The sequence below is a fragment of the Nonomuraea sp. SBT364 genome, assembly GCF_001083785.1.
GTDB lineage: Bacteria > Actinomycetota > Actinomycetes > Streptosporangiales > Streptosporangiaceae > Nonomuraea.
The window spans coordinates 1-22,271 of the sequence record NZ_LAVL01000134.1; the positions used below are offsets into that span (position 1 = coordinate 1).

Here is a 22,271-nt window from a genome sequence, read left to right on the forward strand (position 1 = left end):
TCAGGGGCGGGGGTGGGGCCCACGACCGGCGTGGTCTCCAGGCGGGCCCGGTGCTCCCGGTCGAGCCGCGTGTCGGGCAGCGGCTCCGCGCGGGGCGGTTCGTACGGCTCCCGATGCGGCTTCTCCTGCGCGCCGACGGCGCGAGGGAAGGGCACGATGTCGTCCTCGTCCGTGCCGTGGCCGGCGCCGGACGTCCTGCGATCCTGTACGTGCTTGATCAGCAGCAGCCACAGCCAGAGCGCGACCGCCAGCATCACCCACGGCGCGATCGCCACGCCGACGGCGGTCGGCGCCACCTGGAACTCCACCCGCAGCGCCACCGCGGCGTCCGCCGCCGCGGCCGCCACGATGAGCAGGACCAGCGCCACCGCCGCCTGCACGCGGACCAGGGTCCGCGCCGAGCGCAGCAGCAGCACGCTGATCAGCGCCACCACCAGGAGCGCCGCGAACCCGGCCGGATAGAGGTAGGCCAGATCCGGCCTGGCCTCGCCGCGCACGGCGAGCGCCCTGAGGTCGTCGAAGGAGAGCGCGCACGCGGCCCCGGTGAGGGCGGCGACGGCGAGCCCGGCCAGGGCGATGCCCAGCCGGCGGAGCGTAGAGGGGGGAGTCACGTCCATGGCGGTTTCGAGCCTACAGAAGAATGGAAGCCCGGACCGATCCAGAGGAGCATCATGACCGAGCTCTCCGAGGCGGCGCGCAAGCTGCTCGACGCGCCCAACTTCGCCACCGTGAGCAGCGTCAACCCTGACGGCTCGCCGCAGTCGACGGTCGTGTGGGTCCGCCTGGACGGCGACGACGTGCTGTTCTCGACGGTCAAGGGGCGTCGCAAGCCGCGCAATTACGACCGCGACCCGCGCACCAGCCTGCTGGTGATCGACCCGGATGACCCGTACCGCTATGTCGAGGTACGGGGGCGGGTGACCATGGAGGACGACCCGGAGGGCGCGCTCATTCAGGAGCTGTCGCACAAGTACACGGGCGGGCCGTTCCAGGACAAGCCGGGTGCCGAGCGGGTGATCGTGCGTATCAAGCCGGAGAAGGTCACGCTGCGAGGGTGAAGAGGCGTTAGCCTTGCCTTCGTGAGCCTGCACCTTTACGACACCACCACGCGCGCCATCCGTGAATTCGTTCCGGTCGAAGCCGGCCGGGCGTCGATTTACCTGTGTGGTGCCACCGTGCAAGCTCCCCCTCATATCGGACATATCCGGTCTGGCGTGAACTTCGATGTGCTGCGCCGCTGGATGGCGCGATCCGGATATGACGTGACTTTCTGCCGCAATGTCACGGATATCGACGACAAGATCATTCGAGTGGCCGCCGCGGAAGGCGTGCCGTGGTTCGTCGTCGCCGAGCGCAACCAGCGAGCCTTCACCTGGGCCTACGACACGCTCGGCTGCCTGCCGCCCACCGTCGAGCCGCGCGCGACCGGGCACGTGCCGGAGATGATCGTGCTCATGGAGCGCCTCATCGAGCGCGGCCACGCCTACGCCTCCGGCGGCGACGTCTACTTCAACGTCCGCTCCTACGAGGAAGACTACGGCAAGCTCTCCAACCAGCGGCTGGAGAACATGCGCCCCGCCGCCGACACCGAGGACGAGACGTGCAAGGGCGACCTGCGCGACTTCGCCCTGTGGAAGGGCGAGAAGCCGGGCGAGCCGACCTGGCCCACCCCCTGGGGGCCCGGCCGTCCCGGCTGGCACCTGGAATGCTCGGCGATGGCGACCAAATACCTGGGGCCGACGTTCGACATCCACGGCGGCGGCATCGACCTGATCTTCCCGCACCACGAGAACGAGATCGCCCAGTCCCAGGCGGCCGGCGACGGCTTCGCCCGCTACTGGATGCACAACGGCATGCTCAAGATCGGCGCCGAGAAGATGAGCAAGTCGCTGGGCAACTCGCTGCTGATCCCGGAAATGGTGCAGAAGGTGCGCCCGGTCGAGCTGCGCTACTACCTGGCGGCGCCGCACTACCGCTCCTCCATCGAATACTCCGAGGAGGCCCTGCGCGAAGCCGCGGCCGCCTACCAGCGGATCGAGGGCTTCGTCACCCGCGCTGCCGAGGTCATCCACGACGTCGACGCCGACGCGCCGCTCCCGCAGGCGTTCGCCGACGCCCTCGACGACGACCTGGGCACCCCGCAGGCGCTCGCCGTGGTGCACGAGGTGGTACGCGAGGGCAACGTCGCGCTGGCCAAGGGCGACAAGGAGGCGGTCGCCCGCCTGCTCGCCGAAACCCAGAACATGCTCGACGTCCTCGGCCTCGACCCCCGCTCCCCGCAGTGGCGCACGGCCGGCTCCGACCTCAAGCCGGTGGTCGACGCCCTGGTCGCGGTGGCCCTGGAGCAGCGCAAGGCCGCCCGTGCCCGCAAGGACTACCCGGCGGCCGACGCCATCCGCGACCAGCTCGCCGCAGCGGGCATCACCGTCGAGGACACCCCCCACGGCCCGCGCTGGGAGCTCAGCCACCAGGCGTGACCCGTTACCCTTGGACGCATGGCAGCTGGTGGCAGGGCGTCGGGCAGGCCCGCGAAGAAGAAGGGCCCGTCCAAGGGCGCCGGTGGGCAGGGACGACGCGGTCTGGAGGGCCGCGGCGCGACCCCGCCCGCCGAAGCGCGCCACTGGTACAAGGACAAGGCCAGGGCCGAGCGCATCGCCCGCGAAGACCGCGGCGGCCGCCGCCCGGCCCCCCGCGGCAAGCGTTCGGAAGACGCCCCCGAGTTCATCGGAGGGCGCAACCCCGTCCTGGAGGCGATGCAGGCCGGCGTGCCCGCCAACGCCCTCTACATCGCCCAGCGGATCGAGAACGACGACCGCGTACGGGAATCCATCAAGATCGCGGCTGAGCGCGGGATCGCCCTGCTCGAAGTCACCCGCGACAAGCTCGACAGGCTGACCGAAGGCGCCGTCCATCAGGGCGTGGCGCTGCAGATCCCGGCCTACGACTACGCCCACCCGTCGGAGCTGGTCGACCTGGCCCACGACGCGGCCGAGGTGCCCCTGATCGTGGCCCTCGACGGCGTCACCGACCCCCGCAACCTGGGCGCGATCGCCCGCTCCGCCACCGCCTTCGGCGCCCACGGCCTGCTGATCCCCGCGCGGCGATCAGCCGGCGTCACCGGCGGCGCCTGGAAGACGTCCGCCGGCACCCTGGCCAACCTCCGGGTCGCCCGGGCCGCCAACCTGACGGCCGCCCTGCGCGAATACCGCGAGGCGGGCCTGTTCGTCATCGGGCTCGACGGCGAGGGGCGGACGGACATCGGCGACGTCGACCTGCTCGGCGAGCCGCTGGTGGTGGTCGTGGGCTCCGAGGGCAAGGGGCTGTCGCGGCTGGTGCGCGAGCACTGCGACGTGGTGGCACGCATCCCGATGGCATCGGCGGCGGAGTCGCTCAACGCGGGGGTGGCGGCGGGAGTGACGTTGTACGAGGTCGCTCGTCACCGGCGTGGTTGACCGTCTACACTGGTAGGCCGTGCCGACGTAGCTCAATCGGCAGAGCATCTGTCTTGTAAACAGAAGGTCAGGGGTTCGATTCCCCTCGTCGGCTCTGCATGAAGAAGCCCCTGAACTGGTGATTCCGGTTCAGGGGCTTTTCGTTTGTCAGGACAATGTCGGGATCTTGCTAACACCCTTGCTAACAGGAGGCCACCGCCTGGGCGAAGATGTCGGCGGCGGTGGCGGCCTGCTCGTGGATGACGTGGGCGTACACGCGCAGGGTGATGGCGGGGTCGGCGTGGCCGAGGCGGGCAGCGACGACGTGCACGGGGGTGCCGGCCATCAGGAGTGTGGTGGCGTGGATGTGGCGGAGGTCGTGCAGGCGGGCGTGGGGGAGTGGCGTCCTTGGGTTCTGCTTGTTGTGGGTGGCGATGAGCTTGGGCATCAGGGAACTGGGCGTGTCGGGGAAGATTGGATCTCCCCAGCCGGTCGTGAAGACGTAAGCGTGGCCGCCTTTCCAGGACTCCCCGAGCTTGAGGCGTTCTTCGTCCTGTTGGGCGCGGTGGGCCTTGAGGACCTTGACCGTGCCCGCGTCGAGGGAGACGACTCGGGAACGGCCGCTCTTCGTGGTGCCTTCAATGCGCTGGCGGTCGAGGACGGCGGCGGTCCCTGTGATGTGGATTTGGGGCTTGTCGAGGTCCACGTCTGTCCAGCGGAGGTTGAGCAGTTCGCCTCTGCGGGCGCCCGTGTAGGCGGCGAGGTGGAAGAAGGCGAAGAGGCGATGGTCTCGCGCGGTCTGAAGGAACGCCCGGAGCTGGGCGGGTGTCCACACCATGCCGGGTTCTGTGGATGAGACCCGAGGGAGCTTGGCCCGTTCCGCTGGGTTGTTCGGCAGGAGCTCGTCCACGAGTACGGCGTCCGTGAGTGCTTTTCGCAGCACCGTGTGGACGTGCTTGACGGTGTTGGGAGCGAGAGGGCTATTCTTCCTGCCGCCGCTGGTCAGGAGGTCTCGGTAGAACTTGGTGATCGCCGAAGGGCGTAGTGCCTGGAGGCGTACGGTGCCGATGCGTGGGGTTATGTAGAGGCGGATCATGTCGCGGTAGCCCTTGAGAGTGTGCGGCTTGATTTCGACGGCGTGGCCCTCGATCCACTCGGCGAGGTATTCGGCGACGGTAATGGTGTTCCGGTCGATGTATTCGCCGCGCCGGGCTTTTACACGGGCTTCGTCGCGGGCGGCTTTGGCGTCGTCCTCTGTGGTGAAGCCGCCTACCCATTTAGGCTTGCTCTCTCCCGTTTCAGGGTCACGGACTCTGATCACGTACGACCAGGTGGTGCCGCGTTTCATGACGCCGTCGCGCAGCTTGGGTGCCTTCTTCTTGCGCGGTTGCTCGTCCGGCGTGCCGACGAGGGTTTTGGTCATACGGCTGCCTCCTTCCTGGTCAGGCGGGTGACGTAGTCGGTGAGCGCGGAGACGGGGATGCGGCGGGAGCCGTCGATGCGGATCGAGGTGACAGTGCCGGTGGCGAGCAGTTGGTAGAGCTTGCTGCGCGAGATGGACAGCGCTTCGGCGGCCTCAGGGACCGTGAGCAGTAGCCGGGTCATGAGCGGCTACCGCCGGGGTGCTGAGACGTCGGCAGCGGTGTCCTGGTGAGGGCAGCGGCGAGGAGGGCGTCTCCGAGGGAGTGGCCCTTGCCTGCGTACTCCCATTCGCTGATGACGAGGACGGTGTCTTCGTCGAAGAGGGGGAGGCGGCCGGTGGTGATGTCGTGGTCGCGGGCGTGGTGTTCGCGAGCTGCTCGGAGTTGGCCGAGGGTGGTGGAGTAGCGGCGGGATCGGGTGGAGAAGTGGCCGCGGAATCCGAGCATGTGGGCCCAGTCGGCAAGCCGGAGTTCGGCCAGTTCCGGCAGGGCGCCGAGGTGCATGCAGGTGGTGATGAGGCGGCGGGCGTGGTCGCGCAGGTTGAAGGCTTCCAGGTTGTCGAGGGGGTTGATGCGGCGGTCGAGGGTGCCGACGCATTCGGCGGCCTTGGTGGCGTACTTGGCGATGTAGCCGGCCACCGCTTGTTCGGTGAGGTCGCCGCCCAACGTGATGGGCCGGATGTCGAGTTGGGCACCCCAGCGCAGGACGCGCGCTGGTTGGTTGGTGTGGGCCGATGCGGTCGCCGTGACGGCCTTGGCGGCGTGCCCGACGGCTTGGGTGAGGGCGTCGGCGGTGGCCCAGGCCGGGGGTGGTGTGGTGGGTCCGTCGGGGCCGTCGAGGCGGATGACGGCGTGGAAGTGGACGACGCCGCGCCGCTGGTATTCGGCGACTTTGGCGAAGGAGAGGGTGAGGTGGTGGCGGAGGTCTTTGAGGGCCAGGCCGCCGGTCTTGGCGAGGTGGCGGCGTACGGAATCGGTGAAGCGCTTCCACAGCAGCGGCGCCAGGGCGTTGAACAGGACGCTGCCGGTGTAGTCGTAGCAGTCGGGGCACAGCGGTTCACCGAGGCGAGGGTCGTCCTTGCTGTGGCGTTCGGTGCAGGACATGACGCGGCCGTGCGGGCACGTTTCAGCGTTGCGGCGGGCGTGGCAGGGCTGGGCCTTGCCGTTCTTCTCATTGCGCGCGTGGACGGTGCCGAAGGATGGGGCGGTCAGGGTGACGAACAGCGTTGGATGTGTGGTGACGGTGTCGGGGACGCCTTTGCCGCCGATGAGTCCGGCGCGGATGAGTTGGTAGGTGTCGGCTCGGTAGGTCTCGGCGCAGGCGGGGCAGCGGGAGGCGCGGCGGGTCTTGCATGGGACGCGCAGGATGCCGTCGGGTTCGGTGCGGGTGGTGTAGCGGTGCAGGAGTTGGCCGGTGGCGCGGTCGTAGTGGTCGACTTTGCCTCGTAGGTGGATGGGTTGGCGGCAGCCGCCGGTGTGGCGGATCTGGGTTGCCCAGCGGTCGTAGTCGGCCCGGTTGAGGCGCTTGATCATGCCGGTGATGGCGTGCGCGTTGGCGTGGGTTGTGGGCATGATGGGGACCTCCTCTCACTCGTTCGGGTGATGGGGATGGCCCCCGACCTGGCGTGTGTCTTGGCGGATGTGCGGCCAGGCCGGGGGCGCTGCGCGTTATGCGCCGTGGTTGTCGATGCCGGTGCCGTCGCAGTTGGCGCACCGGTCGCCTTCGGAGTGCAGTCCGGTGCCGTTGCAGGTGCAGCAGCGGTAGTGGATCACCGGCAGCTCAGCGAGCATGGGTTACCTCCTTTCGCGTGGGCGGGTGGTGAGGTAGACGCGCCAGTGGTCGGGGTGGGCGCGGTCGGGATAGGCGCGGGATACGGCGTAGACGGTGAAGTGCAGGCGCAGGCGGAACAGGGCGTCGACGATTTCGGCTCGGGTGCCGTCGATGCGGACTCGCATGCCTGTTGGTTCCTTTCCGGTCAGGCGGTGTGCAGGGTGCGCAGCAGGTCTGAGGCGAGCTGGTTGGAGACGCCGAGGTGGGTGCGCAGGGCGTCGCGGGTGATGGGTCGGCCGTGTTTGGTGTGGTGCTCATCGGCGACGCGGCGGGCGTAGTCGACGAGGGCCGGAGCCAAGGTGCCGTCCTGCGGGCCGTTGTCGTCCGGCTTGTCGTGCGGGACGAGTTCGGGGACTGGCGACGGGGCTAGGACGGGCGAGGGTGCTGGGACGGCGGAAGGTTCGGTACGGGTGCGGGTGACGCGGCGTTCCAGCATCGAGACGGCGATGAGGAAGGCGGCGGCCGGGGTGGCGGCGGTGATCCAGCCCCAGACGGTCGGTTCGGCTTGGGCGAGGTTGGCGGCCAGGGACAGGATGATGCCGCCGGTCAGGACGAGGACGGGCCAGGTGATGCGGCCGGGCCGGCCTTTGCCGGTCTTGTTGTCGCGTTGGCGTTCGCGGGCGGCCATGACGCAGGTGAGGTCGATGCAGACGGCGACGGCCCAGGCCATCCAGCCGGTCTGGCCGTGCTCGGTGGCGGTGTCGCGGATGTGGGTGAACGATCCGGCTCCCGCGATGACGGCCAGGACGAGGACGGGGCCGGTGTCGAGCAACCAGCAGGCGAAGCGTCGCATCGTTGCCCCTCCCTTCGTGGTTCAGGCGTTGACGGGTGCGGGCAGGTGGGCGGTGATCTCGTCCCAGTCCGGGGCGAGGTGGGCGTGGGTGCGGGCGGCGTGTTCGGCGGTCTGCTCGGTGACGTAGAAGGAGCGAGCGCGGTACCACTGGCCGTCCTGGCTCGCGACGATGGCGACGCCGGGTGTCTCGGCGGCGATGGCGCGGGCGGAGACGAGTGCGGCCGGGTCGAGGTCGCCGAGGGTCATGGTCGCCGTCTCCGGATCGTTGACGCGGTGGCAGATCCGGCCTGAGCACTGGGCGCGCAGGGCGGTGACGCCGGGGCCAAGGTCGGAGCCGATGCGCTGGCCGCAGCAGAACAGGTAGATGCCAAACGCTCGCCCGAGCTGCGCCACCCGCAACAGGGCTGTCGACGTTTTGGCGATCTCGTCCTTCTCGCTCTTGTCGGCCATCAGGTACAGCTCGGCCAGCTCGTCGACCAGGACCACGACCGGGACGGGGCGGATGGCAGGCGGGAGTTGCCAGATGTTGCGGGCACCAGCCTGACGGCACAGCCCCATCCGGTCGATCATCAGCCCGACCAGGTCACACAGCAGGTCGACGGATTCGGCGCGGGAAGTGGCCAGCGCCGACAGCCGGGGCGCATACGGAGTGAACTCGACCCCGCCCTTGAGGTCGAACCCCACCAGCGCGACCGGTTGTGGCGCGAGGCCGACGATGAGCGCGTTGGCCAGGTTGGACTTGCCGGACTGAGTCGCCCCGGCGTTGAGCCAGTGCGGCACCGTGCGGAAGTCGATGACCCACGGCTTGCCGGTCTCCAGACGCCCCACGGTGACCTTGAGCAGCTCAGGCGAGGCCGGGAGCTGGTCGACGGTGACCAGCGGGTCGCGCATGGTCGCCATCAGCACGACCCGGCCGGGCCGAGGCGAGGACACCCGTACGGCGTGGACGCCCCAGGAGTGGGCGAGCCGTTCGGCGGCGTCGGCGTAGTCGCCCGGCGTCTGGCCTTCAAGGGTGTGCAGGCTGACGCGCCAGCCGTGCCGGGTCGGCAGCGGCAGCCACATGAACGGCTTGGTGTCGACGGCGACCCGCTGGAACCGGCGGCGGACCTTGACCAGGCCGGTCGAGGCGATCGCGCCGGGGACGGTGGTGAACCACCAGCGCTGCCGCTTCTTGGTCAGCCCGCAGCCGAGCGCCACCCGCCGCCAGGAGGCGCGGACGGACAGGGCGACGATCGGGAAGCCGACCGCCAGCCAGAACGAGGGGTGGTGCCAGCGGCGCCAGGCCCACAGCCCCGCCGCCGCGACGGCGAAGGCTGTGAGCAGCAGGAGCGCGTCAGACATCGGCGGCCTCCCGTACGGGGAGCAGCGCGGTGGCGCGGTAGGCGATGCCCCACCGGCCGGCGATCTCCCAGACGTAGCCGAGCAGGCCGACCGCGTTGACCTGGTCGCCGACGCCGACGGGCGGTTCACCGGTGACGCCGATCTTGACGAGTTCGATCCGGCCGAACTCGTCCTCGACCGAGACGGTGACTTCGTAGACGGTGTTGCCGTTCTTGTCGGTCTTGATCTCGCCGGTGTCGCGGTTGAGCACGCGCGGGCGCGGAGCCTTGACGCAGGTGATGGCGAGTTTGCTGACATCCACGGGGATCGGGACGGTACGCATGGGTGGTGACCTCCTCTTTCATCGTGAGCAACATAGTTAACCTAGTTGGCTCGGTTGTCAATGTTCCCTCGGTTGGCCAGGTCGAACATTCGTGGTGAGATAGAAGGGCGATGGTCAAAAACACCGGGCAGCCCGCCTACCTCCAGATCGCTGACGACCTGCGCGCGCAGATCCGCGGCGGCTCTCTCGCGCCCGGAACCCCGCTGCCGTCCACCACCAAGCTCGCCGAGCAGTACGACGCCTCGCTGTCGGTGGTGAAGCTCGCCGTCGGCGTGCTGCGCACCGAGGGCCTGGTGATCGGCCAGCAGGGCAAGGGCGTGTTCGTCCGCGCCGCCGACGAACTCCCGCTGGCCCCGGAGGTCGGCGACGAGCTGGCCGAGCTGCGCGCCACCGTCCAGGACTTGGCCGTCCGGCTGGCGAAGGTCGAGGAGCAGTTGGCTACGTCCACGACACGCCGTTCCGGACGTAGCAGCCGGTAACCTTCCGGGCCAGCGACGCCGACGCCCCGTCAGGGCTGCGGCGCAGGCTGAGCGCCTTGTCCTCGCGGCGGATGCCGACCAGGACCGTCACGTACCCCACCAGCAGCGCGACGCCGAGCACTCCAGCGATGATCAGCGGGATCATGGTCATGACCAGATCACCCCCGCCACGGCCAGGCCGCGCGGAGCGCGCGGGGGACGGCGGGTCTCGCCGCGCCGGCTGGTATGCCTGCGCTTGCCGGCCTGCTTCTTGATCCAGCGCTCACGGGAGCGGCACTTGCGGCACCGGGTCTCGCCCTCGTCCAGGCGGGCGCTGCACTCGCAGGTGGGGTCCGGGTAGATCTCGTCAGTCATGGGGATCGCCTCCTTCTCAGTCGCCGTTCTTGCTTGCGAACTGAGAATGCGACGCAGCGTCAGGACGAGATCACTACACGACGGGACATGTTCAAGACGTCCGGCCTACGATGGCCAGGTCCCCGGACGTCCCTCGGAGCAGGTGAGATGGCGAACGAACGGCTACGCGCAGCCCTGTTGCAGAAAGGCGTGTCCATCGCGGATCTGGCCCAGGCCATCGAGGTCGACCCCAAGACCGTCGAAAGGTGGGTCACCAAGGGCCGCGAGCCGTACCGAAAGCACCGCTTTGCCGCGGCTTCGTACCTGGGTGTGGACGAGTCGTACCTGTGGCCGGACGCCCTCACCCGTGAACAGGTCACCGCCGCCTCCCAGAGCGAGGTGATCGCGATCCACCCGCACCGCTGGGCGGTACCTCGGGACATCTGGGGACGACTGTTCGGCGGGGCGTCCGAGGAGATCGGCGTCCTGGTCTACAGCGGGCTGTTCCTCGCCGATGACGGCGGCATGGTGAGGCTGTTCGGCGACAAGGCGAGGGCCGGGGTACGGGTGCGCATCCTGCTCGGCGACCCCGACAGCGCCGAAGTGGCCCAGCGTGGTGCCGATGAGGGCGTCGGCGATGGGATGGCCGCGCAGATCCGCAGTGCGTTGGTGTTGTACCGGCCGATCAGCAGCCTGGAGAACGTCGAAATCCGGCTCCATCGCACGGTGCTGTACAACTCGATCTACCGCGCCGACGACCAGTACCTGATCAACACCCACGTGTACGGCACCCGCGCCGGAAACGCGCCCGTCCTGCACCTGCGACGGGTGGCCGGCGGGGACATGGTCGCCACGTACGCCGACAGCTTCGAGAAGGTCTGGGCCCAGGCAACGCCGGTGGAGAGCTGATGGCCCGCCGGATCGACTTCTACGACGATCCCGACGCACCCGCCCTCAACAGCCTCGTCCCCTCGGTCAACGTCATCGTCACCAACGAGGCCGGCGACCTGCTGATGATCCGCCGCACCGACAACGACAACTGGGCCGTCCCCGGCGGAGCCATCGACCTGGGCGAGTCCATCCCACAGGCCGCCGTACGCGAAACGCTCGAAGAGACCGGCATCACCTGCGAGATCACCGGCCTGGCCGGCACCTACAGCGACCCCCGCCACGTCATCCTCTACACCAGCAACGGCGAAGCACGGCAGGAGTTCTCCATCGTCTTGACCGCCCGAGCCATCAGCGGCCAGCCGACCCCCAGCGACGAGTCCCGCGAAGTCCGCTGGGTGCCACGCAACCAGGTAGGCGGACTTCAAATGGACCGCTCGATGTACCTGCGCATCAAGCACTACCTGTCCGAGCTCTCATCCCCGTACATCGGCTAATCCCCGAGCTGGTCCACATAGCGTCGGCGATGCGCTAACCACTGCTCGGGGCGGCCGGTCATGCAGCACGCGGCGAACCCGAGAAGCAGTTCCATGTGCGCCTTCGCCGCGGCAGGGTCTCGGTCAGCCACGGCCGAGTTCTCCCACAGGCCGCCGGCGGCGAGGAACCGCGTTGCGTGATCGGCCGAGTGAAGCTCGTCCAGGTACAGGAGCGCGCCCATCGCGTCACCCTGGTCGTAGTCGCAGGTGTCCTCCGGGAGCCACCGATCCAGGTAGGCCGTGAGGATCTCCGCGTCACGCTCTTCGCCGAAGCGTGCGAGCGCGAAGCAGTAGCCCTCCCCGGCGTACGGATACTCACTCTCCAGGAGCAACGCGCCCAGCCGCTCCCGGAACCGCGTACGCCGATCCAGGCCGATCAACCACGCGGCGGTCAAGCGGCACCGCCACTCCGATGCGAGCAGCATCTCCAGATCGCTGTCAGCGATCCGCCTCGCGTCCCTGGCCAAGGACCGCCCGAACCGCACCACCTGCCGGTCCGACATCAGAAACACGAACCCGCCGAGCAGCCGCAGATACCGACGCACCGACCCCCGGCCGGTGACGACGTAACGGCGCACCACGAGGCCCTGGCGGACATGGAGCGGCAGCGGTAATCGCATCACGAGATCAGCTTGTCAGCGATGAATGATCAGGCCCAGGTCCAGCCTTGGCCGCAAGCGCCGCCTCCACCGCCCGCACCGACGAGACGATGCATGGGGTGGCGTCGGTGATCGACCGGCTGACCACGTGCTCGGGGCCGTAGCGGGAGTGGATCTCGGCCAGCCGGTCACGTACGTCAAAGTGCCGGCCATCAGGGCTCGTGGTCATGTCGCAGTACGTCAGGGCCCGCGCCAAGTCAGGCCGTTCCTGGTCGAACTCCTTGACCAGCACGTTGAGCAGGTCCCGTTGCCGCGCCTCGTTGTCCGCGCACGAGTGGTAGGCCACCAGACGGCACAGCCGTTCGTCGGCCCTGGCGATGTCGCGTAGATAGCGGGCGCCGTCGAGCTGATGCATGCCGGTGTCGACCAGATCCGGCGCGTACCCGATGTCATGCAGCAGGCACGCGGCGATCAGGGTCTCGGTGTCCGGGCCAAGGATCGGCGCCAGGGTTTCGGCCTGGTCGGCGACTCCCCGGGTGTGTGCCCAGCGCCGGGGCAGCGTCGTCTCCAGCAGATCCTTGGCCAGGTCGTAGGCCCACTCAACTTGTCCCACGTGGTACACGATAGGCAGCAAGTCCGGGGGCGAATCCAGAGGGCGAGCCTAGACGTCCCAGGACGTCTCACCATCGGCGTTTCGTACCCGGACGAACCGGCCCCGGCCATGCCTGACCACGACCAGCCCTTCCTGCTCCAGGAGAGCTAGAGCCTGCCGAACAGTGTTTCGCGAGGCCGCGAACCGGCGCCGCAACTCGGCCTCACTGGGCAGGCCGGCACCGGGTGCGAGGTGGCCTTGTGCGATCTGCTCGCGCAGCCTCGCGGCGATGCTCTGGTAGAGGTACGGGGCCGCCGCGCCGGTGCCGGCAACGACGCGACCCTTGGACGGGACGGAGACCAGGAGCCCCTCGTCCTCCAGGATCGCCAGACCGCGCCGTACCGTGTTGCGCGCGACCCCGAACGCCCGGCACAGCTCCGCCTCAGACGGCAGGGCCGTGCCCGGCGGGAACTCGCCCGCCTGGATGCGTTCGCGGACGCGGGCGGCGATCCGAGGATAGACCCGCCCGCCCGTCAGCCATCGGCCGGTCGACACGGGGTCAGCCGCGGTAGGTGTCGAGGATGCTGTCGAGGTTGATGCTGAGGTCGCCCTGTTCACCCTCGTGCCAGCCCTGTTCCGCTGCCTCCTCGATCCGGTCGACGGCGTCGGCCATTTCCAGGAACGACACCCGTTCCTCGTTGCGGTCGCCCCAGTAGAACCAGCAGAACGACAGGTGGGCGAACACCCGACGCGTCCGGCAGTGCGTGTCGGTGACGTCAAGGGCGGGGCGGCCGTCCTGTGTGATGACGAGAACGCTCGCGATGCCGCGTTCGGCGAGGTGCTTGCACAAGGAGGCCAGCAGCCGCTGGGTGTAGGCGTGCTGTTGCTCCTTGAGGGTCTTGCTTGTGTGCATGGCTTCGTCTCCCTGACGTCCGGTGCGGGCTCATGGGGTGTGGGTCGAGCGTCGCCCCGGAGGCAGGGGCGGGAACACCACAACTTGGGGACGTCTTGGGACGTCTGATGTTAACGTCGCAGGACAGGGTCATCTCGCGAGAGGAACAGGCAGGCCCCATGAACGACAACCTCCGCTACGCACTGGCCGCCGCCCGCCTCAATACCACCGACGTCGCCGCCGCCCTGGCCGTTGACCCCAAGACCGTCAGCCGATGGCTCCAAGGACGCATCCCCTACCCGCGCCACCGCTGGGCCGTTGCCGACCTGCTTCACGTCGACGAGGCCGAGCTATGGCCCGAGGTTGCGCCACGACACCAAGCACTCGCCGACGGCATACAAGCGATCTACCCGCACCGCTGGGCCGTCCCACAGACGGTCTGGCGCAACCTGTTCGGCGGAGCCCGACAGGAGATCGGCATCCTGGCCTACAGCGCGCTCTTCCTCGCCGAGGACTGGGGCGTTCTCGACATCCTGGCGGACCGCGCCGAGGCTGGCGTCACGGTGCGCATCCTGCTAGGTGATCCAGAGGGGGAGAAGGTGGCCGCGCGAGGAGTCGACGAGGGGATCGGCGCCGAAATCATGAAAGCGAGGGTCAGGAACGCGCTCACGCTCTACCGATCGCTGCGCGACGTCCCAGGCGTCGAGATCCGGCTCCACCAGACTGTGCTCTACAACTCCATCTACCGAGCCGATCGGGAACTGCTGGTCAACACCCACGCGTACGGCACCCCCGCCGCCAACTCCCCCGTCATGCACCTATCGCACACCGGCGACCGAGGACCGGCAGACGCCTACATCACCAGCTTCGAAAGGGTGTGGGACACCACCCAGCCCCTCCACCAGGGATTGGCTTGACCGGCGTGAGCCCCATCACCGGCCTACCACTGGTAAGAGTGCGGGATGCTACCCCTCTATCGCGAACCGGTAGACCGTGGACTCCCTGACCTGGAAGCCAAGACGTTCATACAACCGGTTCGCCGCCTCACGATCCGGGCGCGAGGTGAGATCGACGGTTCGCGCTCCTGCATCCTGAGCCAACCCCAGAGCATGCTGAGTGAGCTTCGCCGCAACTCCCTGGCCACGCGCTGCGGTGTCGACCACCACATCCTCGATCCGGGCACGTACTCCAGAGGGGATGGAGAACAACAGCAAGGTCAACGTCCCGACGATCTCACCGCCCGCGCGAGCGACCACGATCGTGCTGCCGTCACCTCTCACGATACGTTCGACCGCTTCAAAGTCCAGCGGCTTCGCCGACGAGGACAGTTGCGGCAAGAGCCGGCTGAAGGCCACCACGAGTTCCTGACTCGCCTCTCGGATGACCTCAATCTCAACACCCATGCAGCGAGCCTACGACGACGCATCGGAAGACCAGGCCTGGACACGAACCAAGATCAGAAAGCAACTTATCTGCACGTCATCAAGCCGCCGCCCGATGGGCGGCGGGCGGCCGGGCGGTCCGGGCGGGCGTGCGGCCTCTCCGGGCCGGTCCCGCCCGGCCACCCCGCCGCACCAAAGGACGCGGGCATCACGCAAGGTCGGCACTGGCACTCCGCGATTCAGCATTGTGCCTTATGTGTTAGATTCTGCCCTCTTGATCCATCACGTCCCAATGGTCATCGAGGAGAGGTTTCGTTACTCTCGGAACAACTGGACTCGACTAGTCGCGCGAAAGCATCGGAAGAGAGTCTCATGCCACGCCTAACAGACAGCTTCGGAGCCTACTATCCTCCCAGCCAAGAGCTTCTGGGGAGTGTGTTCGCTAGTGGTTTGATCGCTCTAGACGCTAATGTGCTACTCAACCTGTACCGATATCTTCCGTCGGCCCGCGACGAACTATTTAAAGTTCTTGAAAAGCTTCAAGACAATCTTTGGATTCCGCATCAGGTTGGCCTGGAATTCTCGCGACGGCGACTGTCGGCTATCCGAGACCATGAGTCCACTTTCGATGCGCTCAACGCACATCTCGATGCATCGCTACAAACAACGACGAGTCAAATAAATGCTTTCGCCAACCGGGTTTCACTAGACCCTTCTACGAAGGCTCATCTAACCACGCAGCTAGAAGGGGCGGTCAAGAGTATCCGCGACGAGATCGAGAAAATCAAGTCCGGAATTCGAAAGGCGGGGGTGAGTGAAGATCCCGTTATCGGTCGGCTGGATGTACTTCTCGAAAACAAGATAGGGCAGGCTCTAGATAAAAAAGAGCTTGAGTCGGCGGTAGCCGAGGCTGCGCGTAGAGCTGAATCGAACCTACCTCCCGGCTATAAAGACAAGAAGAAAGATGACTCCACGGGCGACTATGTATTGTGGCACCAGCTTATTCTCCAAGCGTCCAAACGCAGGGTGCCTGTGCTATTGGTGACAGACGATGTGAAGGAGGACTGGTGGCGCAAAGATCAAGGGCGAGCCTTGGGGCCGCGGCCTGAACTCTATGAGGAGATGGTCGAAAAGGCAGAGGTGCCATTTCTTATAATGACGACCAGCAGCTTCCTGCGGAGTGCCAACAAGTACGTCGATGCGGCAGTAAGTGTGGCTACTATCGAAGCTGCACAAGAAGTTGTCACGAACTACTACGAGCGGGGATCCTCCTCGATCAGCCGCGAAGTCGAGTCGCTGATATCTCAACTAGAAGCGGACTTGGCATATCCCGGTGGTCGCGGTGCCATTCAGCACATGGTCTTCGCGCGCGAGGTGCACGCGCTCCTGTGTGAACTTCCTGGAGCAACAGTGGAGCGGCTGGACAATGGGAGCGGTTTTGTTGTTAGTTTGAACGACCAATTCCCTGTTTTTGTAGTTACTAAGTTCTTCGACACATCATCACAGAAGTTGCTTAGGTCGCAACTGCGAAGGTTTGCTGAGCGCAAGTTAAACCCATTCACCTCCCAATCCCTTGCGGGCGTCCTTTTGGTGACAAATGTCGAGATTCCGAAGAGTGCACGCGAGGAGATTAGCGTCTATATGGATAACTTGGAAATTGTGGTATGGGACGGAGACTCCGGGGGGACACTGAATATCATCAATGCCCTTAGGAGAATCGAAGAATCAACATAGATAAGGCAAGCTTGACGTTCGTGATGCATCAGGTAGTTGCGTCGACGTGAATTAGGGCCGTGACGATCGCTCACTTCGGTGCCCGTATCTTGGGCTGGGGCGATCGCTGCCGCGAACCGACTTCGTCGGTTCTTGCCGTCGATTTCCGGGGCTGCCGTCCGTTCTACAGCCTCCAAGGGCATGCTGGACAAGCGACGCAGCAGCGTTGGCGGCGTGGCTCGCCATGGACGCCGGCGTCGAAGGGTGAACTCCGCGCTGTACAGCAGTCAGTACAGCAGCACTATCTCACCTGGCCGCATGGGGATCATTCAAGACTGCTGCTCAGGTATGCCTGGACCTGATTGACGAAACATCTGTCCTGCCCTACGGCCGAGAAGGCGGTGTGGTGGCTGGAGCCGTGACGATCGCGGACTTTGGGCCCTCTTAAGGTGGCTGGGCGGTCGCTGGTGTCGTCGAAGATCTCCATGCCTGCTTTATGCGCTCTGGCTATCTTGATGCTGTTGGACGCCGGGCGGGCCGCCGGACTGCTAAGGGGGTGAGTTGCCGGTTAGAGTCGGAGCGGCGAGGGCGCCAAAGCGGGTACTTAGGGACGTTTCAAGAAGCAGCCCGGCCGAGGCGGCTGCGGCCACAGCCCGTGGCCAATCTTCGATCCTACTTACGTGTCTCGCCTCCGCCACCTGACTAATTTCGCGAAGATGGGGCGGAGGAAGCGGGAGGAACGAAGCAGTGACACGGTCATCGACGGGTGGGGCCGGAACCTCGGGGGGCGTCGGGCATGAGGATCGCTGCCTGGCCTGGTTCGCAGCGCACCTACTGACTGAGAGTCGACTGCCTGGCTGGGCCTCCGGCCACCGCATAGTCGGTGTTGGCAGCCAGACCGCGCGGCCCGTCGACGACGTCGGCGCCGTCACAGATGCGGGCGGTTGGCTGATGGTCCAGGCAAAGAAGAGTCTCCAGCTCACCAGAGCTGAAGACGGCGCACTGGCTGAGGCACTTCGGCAACTCGTGGACGCCGTAATCGACGAGGTTCCTAGCTCACCGCCGAACCAACACATGCTGCGGTCCCTTGACCGAAATCTCGACCTGGTGCTGTTGCTTGGTGATGAACACACGCCAGCTACCGTCAGGGATCACCTGGCTAGAGTGACGGATCGGCTGCGCACCAATCCTGAGGTGGTTCCCCTAGAGGAAACTGCTACCAACCAACCTGAGCGTCAGGCCCTCAACGTGCTTCTCGCACATCTTCGGCGGCTATGGGAGGAATGCAAAGGCAGACCGGCCGATGACGCCACCCTGCGGCGGCTCCTCCGCCCCCTCGTCGTCCGAGCTCTGAACCTGCGCGACGATGGGCTCGAATACCAAACGGTTCAGGTGATGCTCAGCGACATGCTGGTCGACCAGGACCAAGCGCGCGACCTCTGGGAGGCGCTGGTCTCCATCGGCCACGAACTAGGGGAGAGCCAAAGATGGATTGACCGCGATGCACTAGTGGCCAAGCTCGAAGAACGACGCTTCTGCCTCAGGCCAGTAACTCGGTTGCGGAGGGACATTGCTCAGCTATGGCAGGTCACCAGAAGCAACATTGCGGTGCTCGGTAGTGCCCTCACCCTCACGACTCCCGAAGGAGGCCTGACGCTTGAGCGAGAAGTGGGGCCGACCCTGCACGCTGCGGAGGGCAGCTTCGCGCTGACCGGTGAGCCTGGTACAGGTAAGACGGCACTGCTTTGCCAGTTGGCTACCGATCTGGTCGATCGGGGAAACGACGTGGTCCTTCTGAGCGCTGAGCAGTTGAGAGCGTCCGCTGGCCAGACCCGTACGGAGCTGAACCTCGAGCACGACCTCAAGGACATCTTGCTGGGCTGGTCAGGTACTCGTCCCGGCAGGCTACTGCTGGATGGCCTGGACCAGACCCGTGGGGAGAATCCCTCACAGTGGCTGCCAACGCTGGCCAAGCAGCTTGCAGGTAGCCGCTGGGAGATCGTTGCCACTGTCCGGCGCTTCGACCTGCGTAACGGCCACAAATGGCGTGCGATGTTCCGCGGTGCGCCCGTTGATCCTGCTCATTCTGATTCCTCGCTTCAGACCGTCCGGCACCTTCTGGTCGAGGATCTGCCACCAGGGGAGCTGGAGAGCCTTCTACAAGAAAGTCCCGCGCTTGCCGACCTCCTCCGAGCCGCCGGAAGCAGGATGCAGCGGCTCTTGAGTAACCCGTTCAACTTGGACATCGCCTCGCAGCTGCTGGCTGACGGCGCCCTCCTCGAGCCCAGCAGCATTCGCAACCGGCTTGACTTGCTCGACTGCTATTGGCGGGTGCGGGTAGTTGAAGGTGGCAGGAATCCGTGGGAGCGAGCTTCAACACTCGCACAGGTCGTTGCACAGATGATCGCTGGTCGCCGGCAGCAGGTCACTCCCCTGCCTCACGCCGATGCCGCTGCTTTGCAGGGCTTGGTAAGCGACGGCGTACTTCGTGACTTGCCGCAGGCGATTGGCCAGCCACAGCCGCCGATCGCATTCAGCCATCCAGTGCTTTTCGACTTTGCGGCCGGCATTTCGGCGCTCGGCGACACCTCCCGTGCAGAGAGCCTTGCAGAGCAGTTGGACACTGAGCCTAACCTGGCGCTGCTCCTGCGGCCCAGCTTGGACTACCGGCTGGCCATCGCCTGGCGAAGTGACCCGACAAGGCAAGAGTTCTGGCGGCTCGCCCTCAGGCTCAACGCCGAGACGTCAGGGCATCACCTAGCCGCCGCTGCAGCGGCCACCGCATGTAGCCGCGAACTTCGTTCGTCCGATGACTTGGCTCGTCTTGCGGAAGCATGCTTGTGCGGCACCCCTGCTTCGGCAATCGGTGAGAGCCCGGAGTCTAACGCTCGCCGCATGGCATTCTTGATCGCTGCCGCGATAGCCAACTCGGATTTGCAGTCTAGCCTTTTCGGGGTATTCTCGCCATTTATTGGAGACCTGGCTCGTGCGGCTCGTGCCACCGATGACGTCTCTCTTGCCCTGGATGCCGCCCAGCTGCTCAGACGGGCGGCTGGCTCCGAAATGTCTCGGTCCGACACAGAAGCGACAAATTCTTGGGTGCAGGTCGTCGGTGACTGCATGACTGTGGCCTTGGATGACGTCAACGATCCTGCCCGAGCGCGAATTGGGAGGATGCTTGCACGGCCTCTCGCTCGCGCAATCTCCATCGACGGAACTGGTTGCGAGCAGATCGTGCGTATGGCAATTTCACATGAAGTGCTGCGAGCATGGGGTTTCGAGATAGTCAGAGTGCTCATTGAGTGTTTGCCGGATATCGCTCAGAGAAATGCGGAACTGGCTGTTGAAATCGCGGCAACGCCCTGGGAGTACGAAGAAGACCGACAGCAGGTTACCATAATCTCAGATAGTCAGATTCTTGGACTCACTAGCAATCTTCAGCAAGATCTGAATCACCTCCGCTGGAGCGTTTGTAAGAACCTTCCCGAGGTTGCATCCACTAATCTTGAGGCTGCCGTTCAGATGCTCATACGGATTGTAGAAGTACCACGGATGTTCCAGTACGACCGCAGCACTGATAACGGCCGGAGGCCACGCATTCGCTACGGCGATACTCTGCGGTACGCGGGAGGGCACTCCGAGCTGGACACAGCTGTCGACGCCGTCATCGTTGAGCTTCAGGCGAGCACTGAGCGCGCGAGCTCAGGGCTGACGAACGCTGAAAGAAACGGCAGCGTCGACCAGCAGGGGCTTCACCGGGTTGTCCAGCTCATGGTCTCCGCCTTGTCGCATGGCGAGGTCTGGCAGCGTCTCCTGATGCAGGCGGCCAACGCCGAGTCGCCAGCTCTCGCGCATCTGCTTGTTCCGGCGCTGGAAACCGGCATCTTCGAGCGAGACCAGACGCGGGGCGCAGCGGGGCTCGTAGCCGCTCGCCTATCGCCAGAACTTGACATTGCGATTCACCGTCGGATCGAGGCAGCGATCCTCAGCGCTACGAGCCTAGAGACCGACGAGGTTGACGATCCCCACAGGCAGGATTGGCAGCGCCGCCAACGCGATGCGCTTCTAGGCGCACTCGATCTTAGGAAGGTCAGCGAACCTGAAGCGCTCCGGCACCTAGAGGAGCTAGCCAGTAGCGGCCGAGATGACCGGCGGCGCTCTCGTGGTAACGCAGACAGTGACCTTATAGACAACTCACTGCCTTGGTTGGCAGGGGAACCACGGGATGACAACGCTTGCGACGTTGGCGCAGGTGAGAGCCCTTCTGCCGATGTTGCTGAGGCGCTCCAAAGAACGAGCGACCATGACCCGGCAATACGTGGGATGGGATATGAGAAGCTTGCCGAAAGTTGGCCGGCCCTGCGAAAACAGCTCCTGACTCGCGCATCTGAGACAATCGCACAAGAAGATTATTTCCTGCTGGTCCGAGGAGCGCGGCAACTTGCGCATAGTGGACTCGCTCGGCCTGGGCGGCCTTTGGGGCGTGACGTCCTGGCTGTTCTCCAGGCAGCGCTGCCATCAGCAACGAACCCTCCGCAGCATGACAAGGTCGAACCTGGGTGGCGAGTATGGGGTGTCACGATCACCTCGGAGTCCGTAGAGGGCGTCACTGCTCTCGCGAGGAGGCATGAATGGCTAGCTGAGCTTCGCGACGAACTATCGGCGGCCGTCATCCCCTTCCTTAACTCGCCTAATGCGCTCTACCGAATGCTGAGCGCGGAAGCAATTCCATTCCTTTTTGGAGAAGAGGAGGCGGCCCTTGAGGATCTCGAGGTGCGGCTATGCTCCGAAATGGACTCGCAGGTGCAGGCGATGTTGGTGTCGTTGCTCAGCGGGTATCGTGACGCCTACCCCATCGAAGTTGATGAGATTCTCCGGCGCATCGCCACCAAGCCTCAATGGGAAATCCTTGCGGAAGGCCCGAGTGGTGACACAAAGCTCAGCGACCAAGACCGCGCTGAGGTGAGCGTAAAATTGCTCATCGTTATGGCCGCTGAATATGGGACCCCCTACGCCCACAATACTCTGCAATCTTGGCTATCCTGCCCGTTGGAGAATCCTCGTCGAGCGGCGTTGGTTCCGGCTTGGCTGCGGCGCTTTCTAAGTCCAAAGGATACGAGCTCCTCGGTTTCACAACAGCGGGCTTTTTCTTTGCTCAAGCTCCCCCTTGCCGCAGTTGGAGAGGCATGGACTGAGCAGAATGTGGCAGCCGCCTCGGATGTAGAACGAGCGACCAATGCAGTGAAGATCGCCAAGAGCGTCGTTGAGAACATTTATTACGCAAGTGGTGCGGCCGATAGTGGCGAGTCCCAGGAAGAACAGGCCACCCTAATGATGTGGAAAGCGTTCGCCGAACAAGCTTTCCCGCTGCTGGAGGGCTACAGTATTGTGCACCACCCCAGCGTTACTCATCATATTATCCAAACGCTAGATCACATCAGCATTCAGGCACCCGAGCGGGCGCTCCTCGTGGCCGTCCGAGCGGCTGGAGGTGACGTCCACTATGCGCGAGAGCCATTGGCCCTGAGTGCAGTGCTACGGCTCATACAAGGCTACCTCGCTGATCACCGCGAGTTGATCGTCAGCAGTCCAAAGTGAGCCGTTTTCATCCCCGTGCGGCGGGCTGCTGATCACAGCATGATCGCAAGGTCGACATTCGCCTGATGGCATGGCGAAACCCCTGGTAGACGGGTTGATCACCACAATCACGTCCGTCAC

Annotated in this window: 25 protein-coding genes and 1 tRNA gene; 10 read left to right on the forward strand and 16 right to left on the reverse strand. The window is 65.5% G+C overall.

What is annotated here, in order from left to right; genetic code table 11:
- Nucleotides 1-617: hypothetical protein (locus tag ADY59_RS36400; RefSeq protein WP_049572396.1), on the reverse strand; the 617-nt coding region annotated here is incomplete at its 3' end.
- 54 nt (nt 618-671) lie between these two features.
- On the opposite strand from ADY59_RS36400, the gene ADY59_RS36405 reads away from it, so the two are divergent.
- From ADY59_RS36405 to ADY59_RS36420, 4 genes are all read left to right on the forward strand, one after another.
- Nucleotides 672-1,058, forward strand: a complete 387-nt coding sequence (locus ADY59_RS36405) for a PPOX class F420-dependent oxidoreductase (RefSeq protein ID WP_049572398.1) — start codon at nt 672-674, stop codon at nt 1,056-1,058.
- A gap of 21 nt (nt 1,059-1,079) precedes the next feature.
- Nucleotides 1,080-2,477: a cysteine--tRNA ligase gene (cysS, locus tag ADY59_RS36410; RefSeq protein ID WP_049572400.1), complete on the forward strand. Its 1,398-nt coding sequence runs from the start codon at nt 1,080-1,082 to the stop codon at nt 2,475-2,477.
- Nucleotides 2,478-2,495: 18 nt separating this feature from the next.
- Nucleotides 2,496-3,452, forward strand: a complete 957-nt coding sequence (rlmB, locus tag ADY59_RS36415) for a 23S rRNA (guanosine(2251)-2'-O)-methyltransferase RlmB (protein WP_049572403.1) — start codon at nt 2,496-2,498, stop codon at nt 3,450-3,452.
- A 21-nt stretch (nt 3,453-3,473) separates the two neighbouring features.
- A tRNA-Thr gene (locus ADY59_RS36420) sits at nt 3,474-3,546 on the forward strand.
- A gap of 87 nt (nt 3,547-3,633) precedes the next feature.
- Here the strand turns inward: ADY59_RS36420 and ADY59_RS48100 are convergent.
- From ADY59_RS48100 to ADY59_RS36455, 8 genes are all read right to left on the reverse strand, one after another.
- Nucleotides 3,634-4,854 carry a site-specific integrase gene (locus ADY59_RS48100; protein WP_063780898.1) on the reverse strand — a complete coding sequence of 407 codons (1,221 nt, stop codon included), beginning with the start codon at nt 4,852-4,854 and terminating at the stop codon, nt 3,634-3,636.
- Complete coding sequence (locus tag ADY59_RS36435) at nt 4,851-5,036, reverse strand: helix-turn-helix domain-containing protein (protein ID WP_049572410.1); 186 nt, start codon at nt 5,034-5,036, stop codon at nt 4,851-4,853. The genes ADY59_RS48100 and ADY59_RS36435 overlap by 4 nt, the downstream gene beginning before the upstream one ends.
- Nucleotides 5,033-6,424, reverse strand: coding sequence for a replication initiator (locus tag ADY59_RS36440; RefSeq protein ID WP_049572411.1), 1,392 nt, complete (start codon nt 6,422-6,424; stop codon nt 5,033-5,035). The genes ADY59_RS36435 and ADY59_RS36440 overlap by 4 nt, the downstream gene beginning before the upstream one ends.
- A gap of 96 nt (nt 6,425-6,520) precedes the next feature.
- On the reverse strand, nt 6,521-6,643 hold the full coding sequence (locus ADY59_RS53560) for a hypothetical protein (protein WP_269433672.1): 123 nt from the start codon (nt 6,641-6,643) through the stop codon (nt 6,521-6,523).
- Between the two features lie 3 nt (nt 6,644-6,646).
- Nucleotides 6,647-6,808 (reverse strand): DUF3970 family protein, encoded by a 162-nt coding sequence (locus ADY59_RS50615; RefSeq protein WP_156325948.1) that lies wholly within the window; start codon nt 6,806-6,808, stop codon nt 6,647-6,649.
- A 20-nt stretch (nt 6,809-6,828) separates the two neighbouring features.
- Nucleotides 6,829-7,476 carry a DUF2637 domain-containing protein gene (locus ADY59_RS36445; RefSeq protein WP_049572414.1) on the reverse strand — a complete coding sequence of 216 codons (648 nt, stop codon included), beginning with the start codon at nt 7,474-7,476 and terminating at the stop codon, nt 6,829-6,831.
- Nucleotides 7,477-7,497: 21 nt separating this feature from the next.
- The gene (locus ADY59_RS36450) at nt 7,498-8,817 is read right to left on the reverse strand and encodes an FtsK/SpoIIIE domain-containing protein (protein ID WP_049572417.1); all 1,320 of its coding nucleotides are present in this window, start codon (nt 8,815-8,817) and stop codon (nt 7,498-7,500) included.
- Nucleotides 8,810-9,139, reverse strand: a complete 330-nt coding sequence (locus ADY59_RS36455) for an SCO3933 family regulatory protein (RefSeq protein ID WP_049572419.1) — start codon at nt 9,137-9,139, stop codon at nt 8,810-8,812. The genes ADY59_RS36450 and ADY59_RS36455 overlap by 8 nt, the downstream gene beginning before the upstream one ends.
- A gap of 110 nt (nt 9,140-9,249) precedes the next feature.
- Here ADY59_RS36455 and ADY59_RS36460 point away from each other — a divergent pair, with 110 nt between their 5' ends.
- Nucleotides 9,250-9,618: a winged helix-turn-helix domain-containing protein gene (locus tag ADY59_RS36460; RefSeq protein ID WP_049572423.1), complete on the forward strand. Its 369-nt coding sequence runs from the start codon at nt 9,250-9,252 to the stop codon at nt 9,616-9,618.
- On the opposite strand, the gene ADY59_RS36465 is transcribed toward ADY59_RS36460, so the two are convergent.
- Together ADY59_RS36465 and ADY59_RS36470 are read right to left on the reverse strand one after the other, a co-directional pair.
- Nucleotides 9,578-9,769, reverse strand: coding sequence for a hypothetical protein (locus ADY59_RS36465; RefSeq protein WP_049572426.1), 192 nt, complete (start codon nt 9,767-9,769; stop codon nt 9,578-9,580). The two genes, ADY59_RS36460 and ADY59_RS36465, sit on opposite strands and share 41 nt — an antisense overlap.
- On the reverse strand, nt 9,766-9,972 hold the full coding sequence (locus tag ADY59_RS36470) for a hypothetical protein (protein ID WP_049572430.1): 207 nt from the start codon (nt 9,970-9,972) through the stop codon (nt 9,766-9,768). Before ADY59_RS36470 ends, ADY59_RS36465 begins: the two co-directional genes overlap by 4 nt.
- Before the next feature lie 147 nt (nt 9,973-10,119).
- Between ADY59_RS36470 and ADY59_RS36475 the strand changes: the two genes are divergently transcribed.
- Together ADY59_RS36475 and ADY59_RS36480 are read left to right on the forward strand one after the other, a co-directional pair.
- Nucleotides 10,120-10,860 (forward strand): helix-turn-helix domain-containing protein, encoded by a 741-nt coding sequence (locus tag ADY59_RS36475; RefSeq protein ID WP_049572431.1) that lies wholly within the window; start codon nt 10,120-10,122, stop codon nt 10,858-10,860.
- Nucleotides 10,860-11,336, forward strand: a complete 477-nt coding sequence (locus tag ADY59_RS36480; RefSeq protein ID WP_049572434.1) for an NUDIX hydrolase — start codon at nt 10,860-10,862, stop codon at nt 11,334-11,336. Before ADY59_RS36475 ends, ADY59_RS36480 begins: the two co-directional genes overlap by 1 nt.
- Here the strand turns inward: ADY59_RS36480 and ADY59_RS36485 are convergent.
- From ADY59_RS36485 to ADY59_RS36500, 4 genes are read right to left on the reverse strand one after another with little or no spacing between them, the layout of a single operon-like run.
- Nucleotides 11,333-11,995 carry a DUF6000 family protein gene (locus ADY59_RS36485; RefSeq protein ID WP_053175497.1) on the reverse strand — a complete coding sequence of 221 codons (663 nt, stop codon included), beginning with the start codon at nt 11,993-11,995 and terminating at the stop codon, nt 11,333-11,335. The two genes, ADY59_RS36480 and ADY59_RS36485, sit on opposite strands and share 4 nt — an antisense overlap.
- 7 nt (nt 11,996-12,002) lie before the next feature.
- A complete protein-coding gene (locus ADY59_RS36490; protein ID WP_049572448.1) occupies nt 12,003-12,587 on the reverse strand; it encodes an HD domain-containing protein in 585 nt (194 codons plus the stop codon).
- Between the two features lie 48 nt (nt 12,588-12,635).
- Nucleotides 12,636-13,121 (reverse strand): GntR family transcriptional regulator, encoded by a 486-nt coding sequence (locus ADY59_RS36495; RefSeq protein WP_082310681.1) that lies wholly within the window; start codon nt 13,119-13,121, stop codon nt 12,636-12,638.
- 4 nt (nt 13,122-13,125) lie between these two features.
- Nucleotides 13,126-13,479 carry a hypothetical protein gene (locus ADY59_RS36500; RefSeq protein ID WP_049572436.1) on the reverse strand — a complete coding sequence of 118 codons (354 nt, stop codon included), beginning with the start codon at nt 13,477-13,479 and terminating at the stop codon, nt 13,126-13,128.
- A 158-nt stretch (nt 13,480-13,637) separates the two neighbouring features.
- Between ADY59_RS36500 and ADY59_RS36505 the strand changes: the two genes are divergently transcribed.
- Complete coding sequence (locus ADY59_RS36505; protein ID WP_156325950.1) at nt 13,638-14,375, forward strand: XRE family transcriptional regulator; 738 nt, start codon at nt 13,638-13,640, stop codon at nt 14,373-14,375.
- A gap of 48 nt (nt 14,376-14,423) precedes the next feature.
- Here the strand turns inward: ADY59_RS36505 and ADY59_RS36510 are convergent, their stop codons facing one another.
- Nucleotides 14,424-14,861 (reverse strand): GNAT family N-acetyltransferase, encoded by a 438-nt coding sequence (locus ADY59_RS36510; protein WP_049572439.1) that lies wholly within the window; start codon nt 14,859-14,861, stop codon nt 14,424-14,426.
- A gap of 429 nt (nt 14,862-15,290) precedes the next feature.
- Between ADY59_RS36510 and ADY59_RS50620 the strand changes: the two genes are divergently transcribed.
- Both ADY59_RS50620 and ADY59_RS50625 read left to right on the forward strand, forming a co-directional pair.
- Nucleotides 15,291-16,574: a PIN domain-containing protein gene (locus ADY59_RS50620; RefSeq protein WP_156325951.1), complete on the forward strand. Its 1,284-nt coding sequence runs from the start codon at nt 15,291-15,293 to the stop codon at nt 16,572-16,574.
- A 930-nt stretch (nt 16,575-17,504) separates the two neighbouring features.
- Nucleotides 17,505-22,151 carry an ATP-binding protein gene (locus ADY59_RS50625; protein WP_156325952.1) on the forward strand — a complete coding sequence of 1,549 codons (4,647 nt, stop codon included), beginning with the start codon at nt 17,505-17,507 and terminating at the stop codon, nt 22,149-22,151.
- The last annotated feature ends 120 nt before the right edge of the window (nt 22,152-22,271 follow it).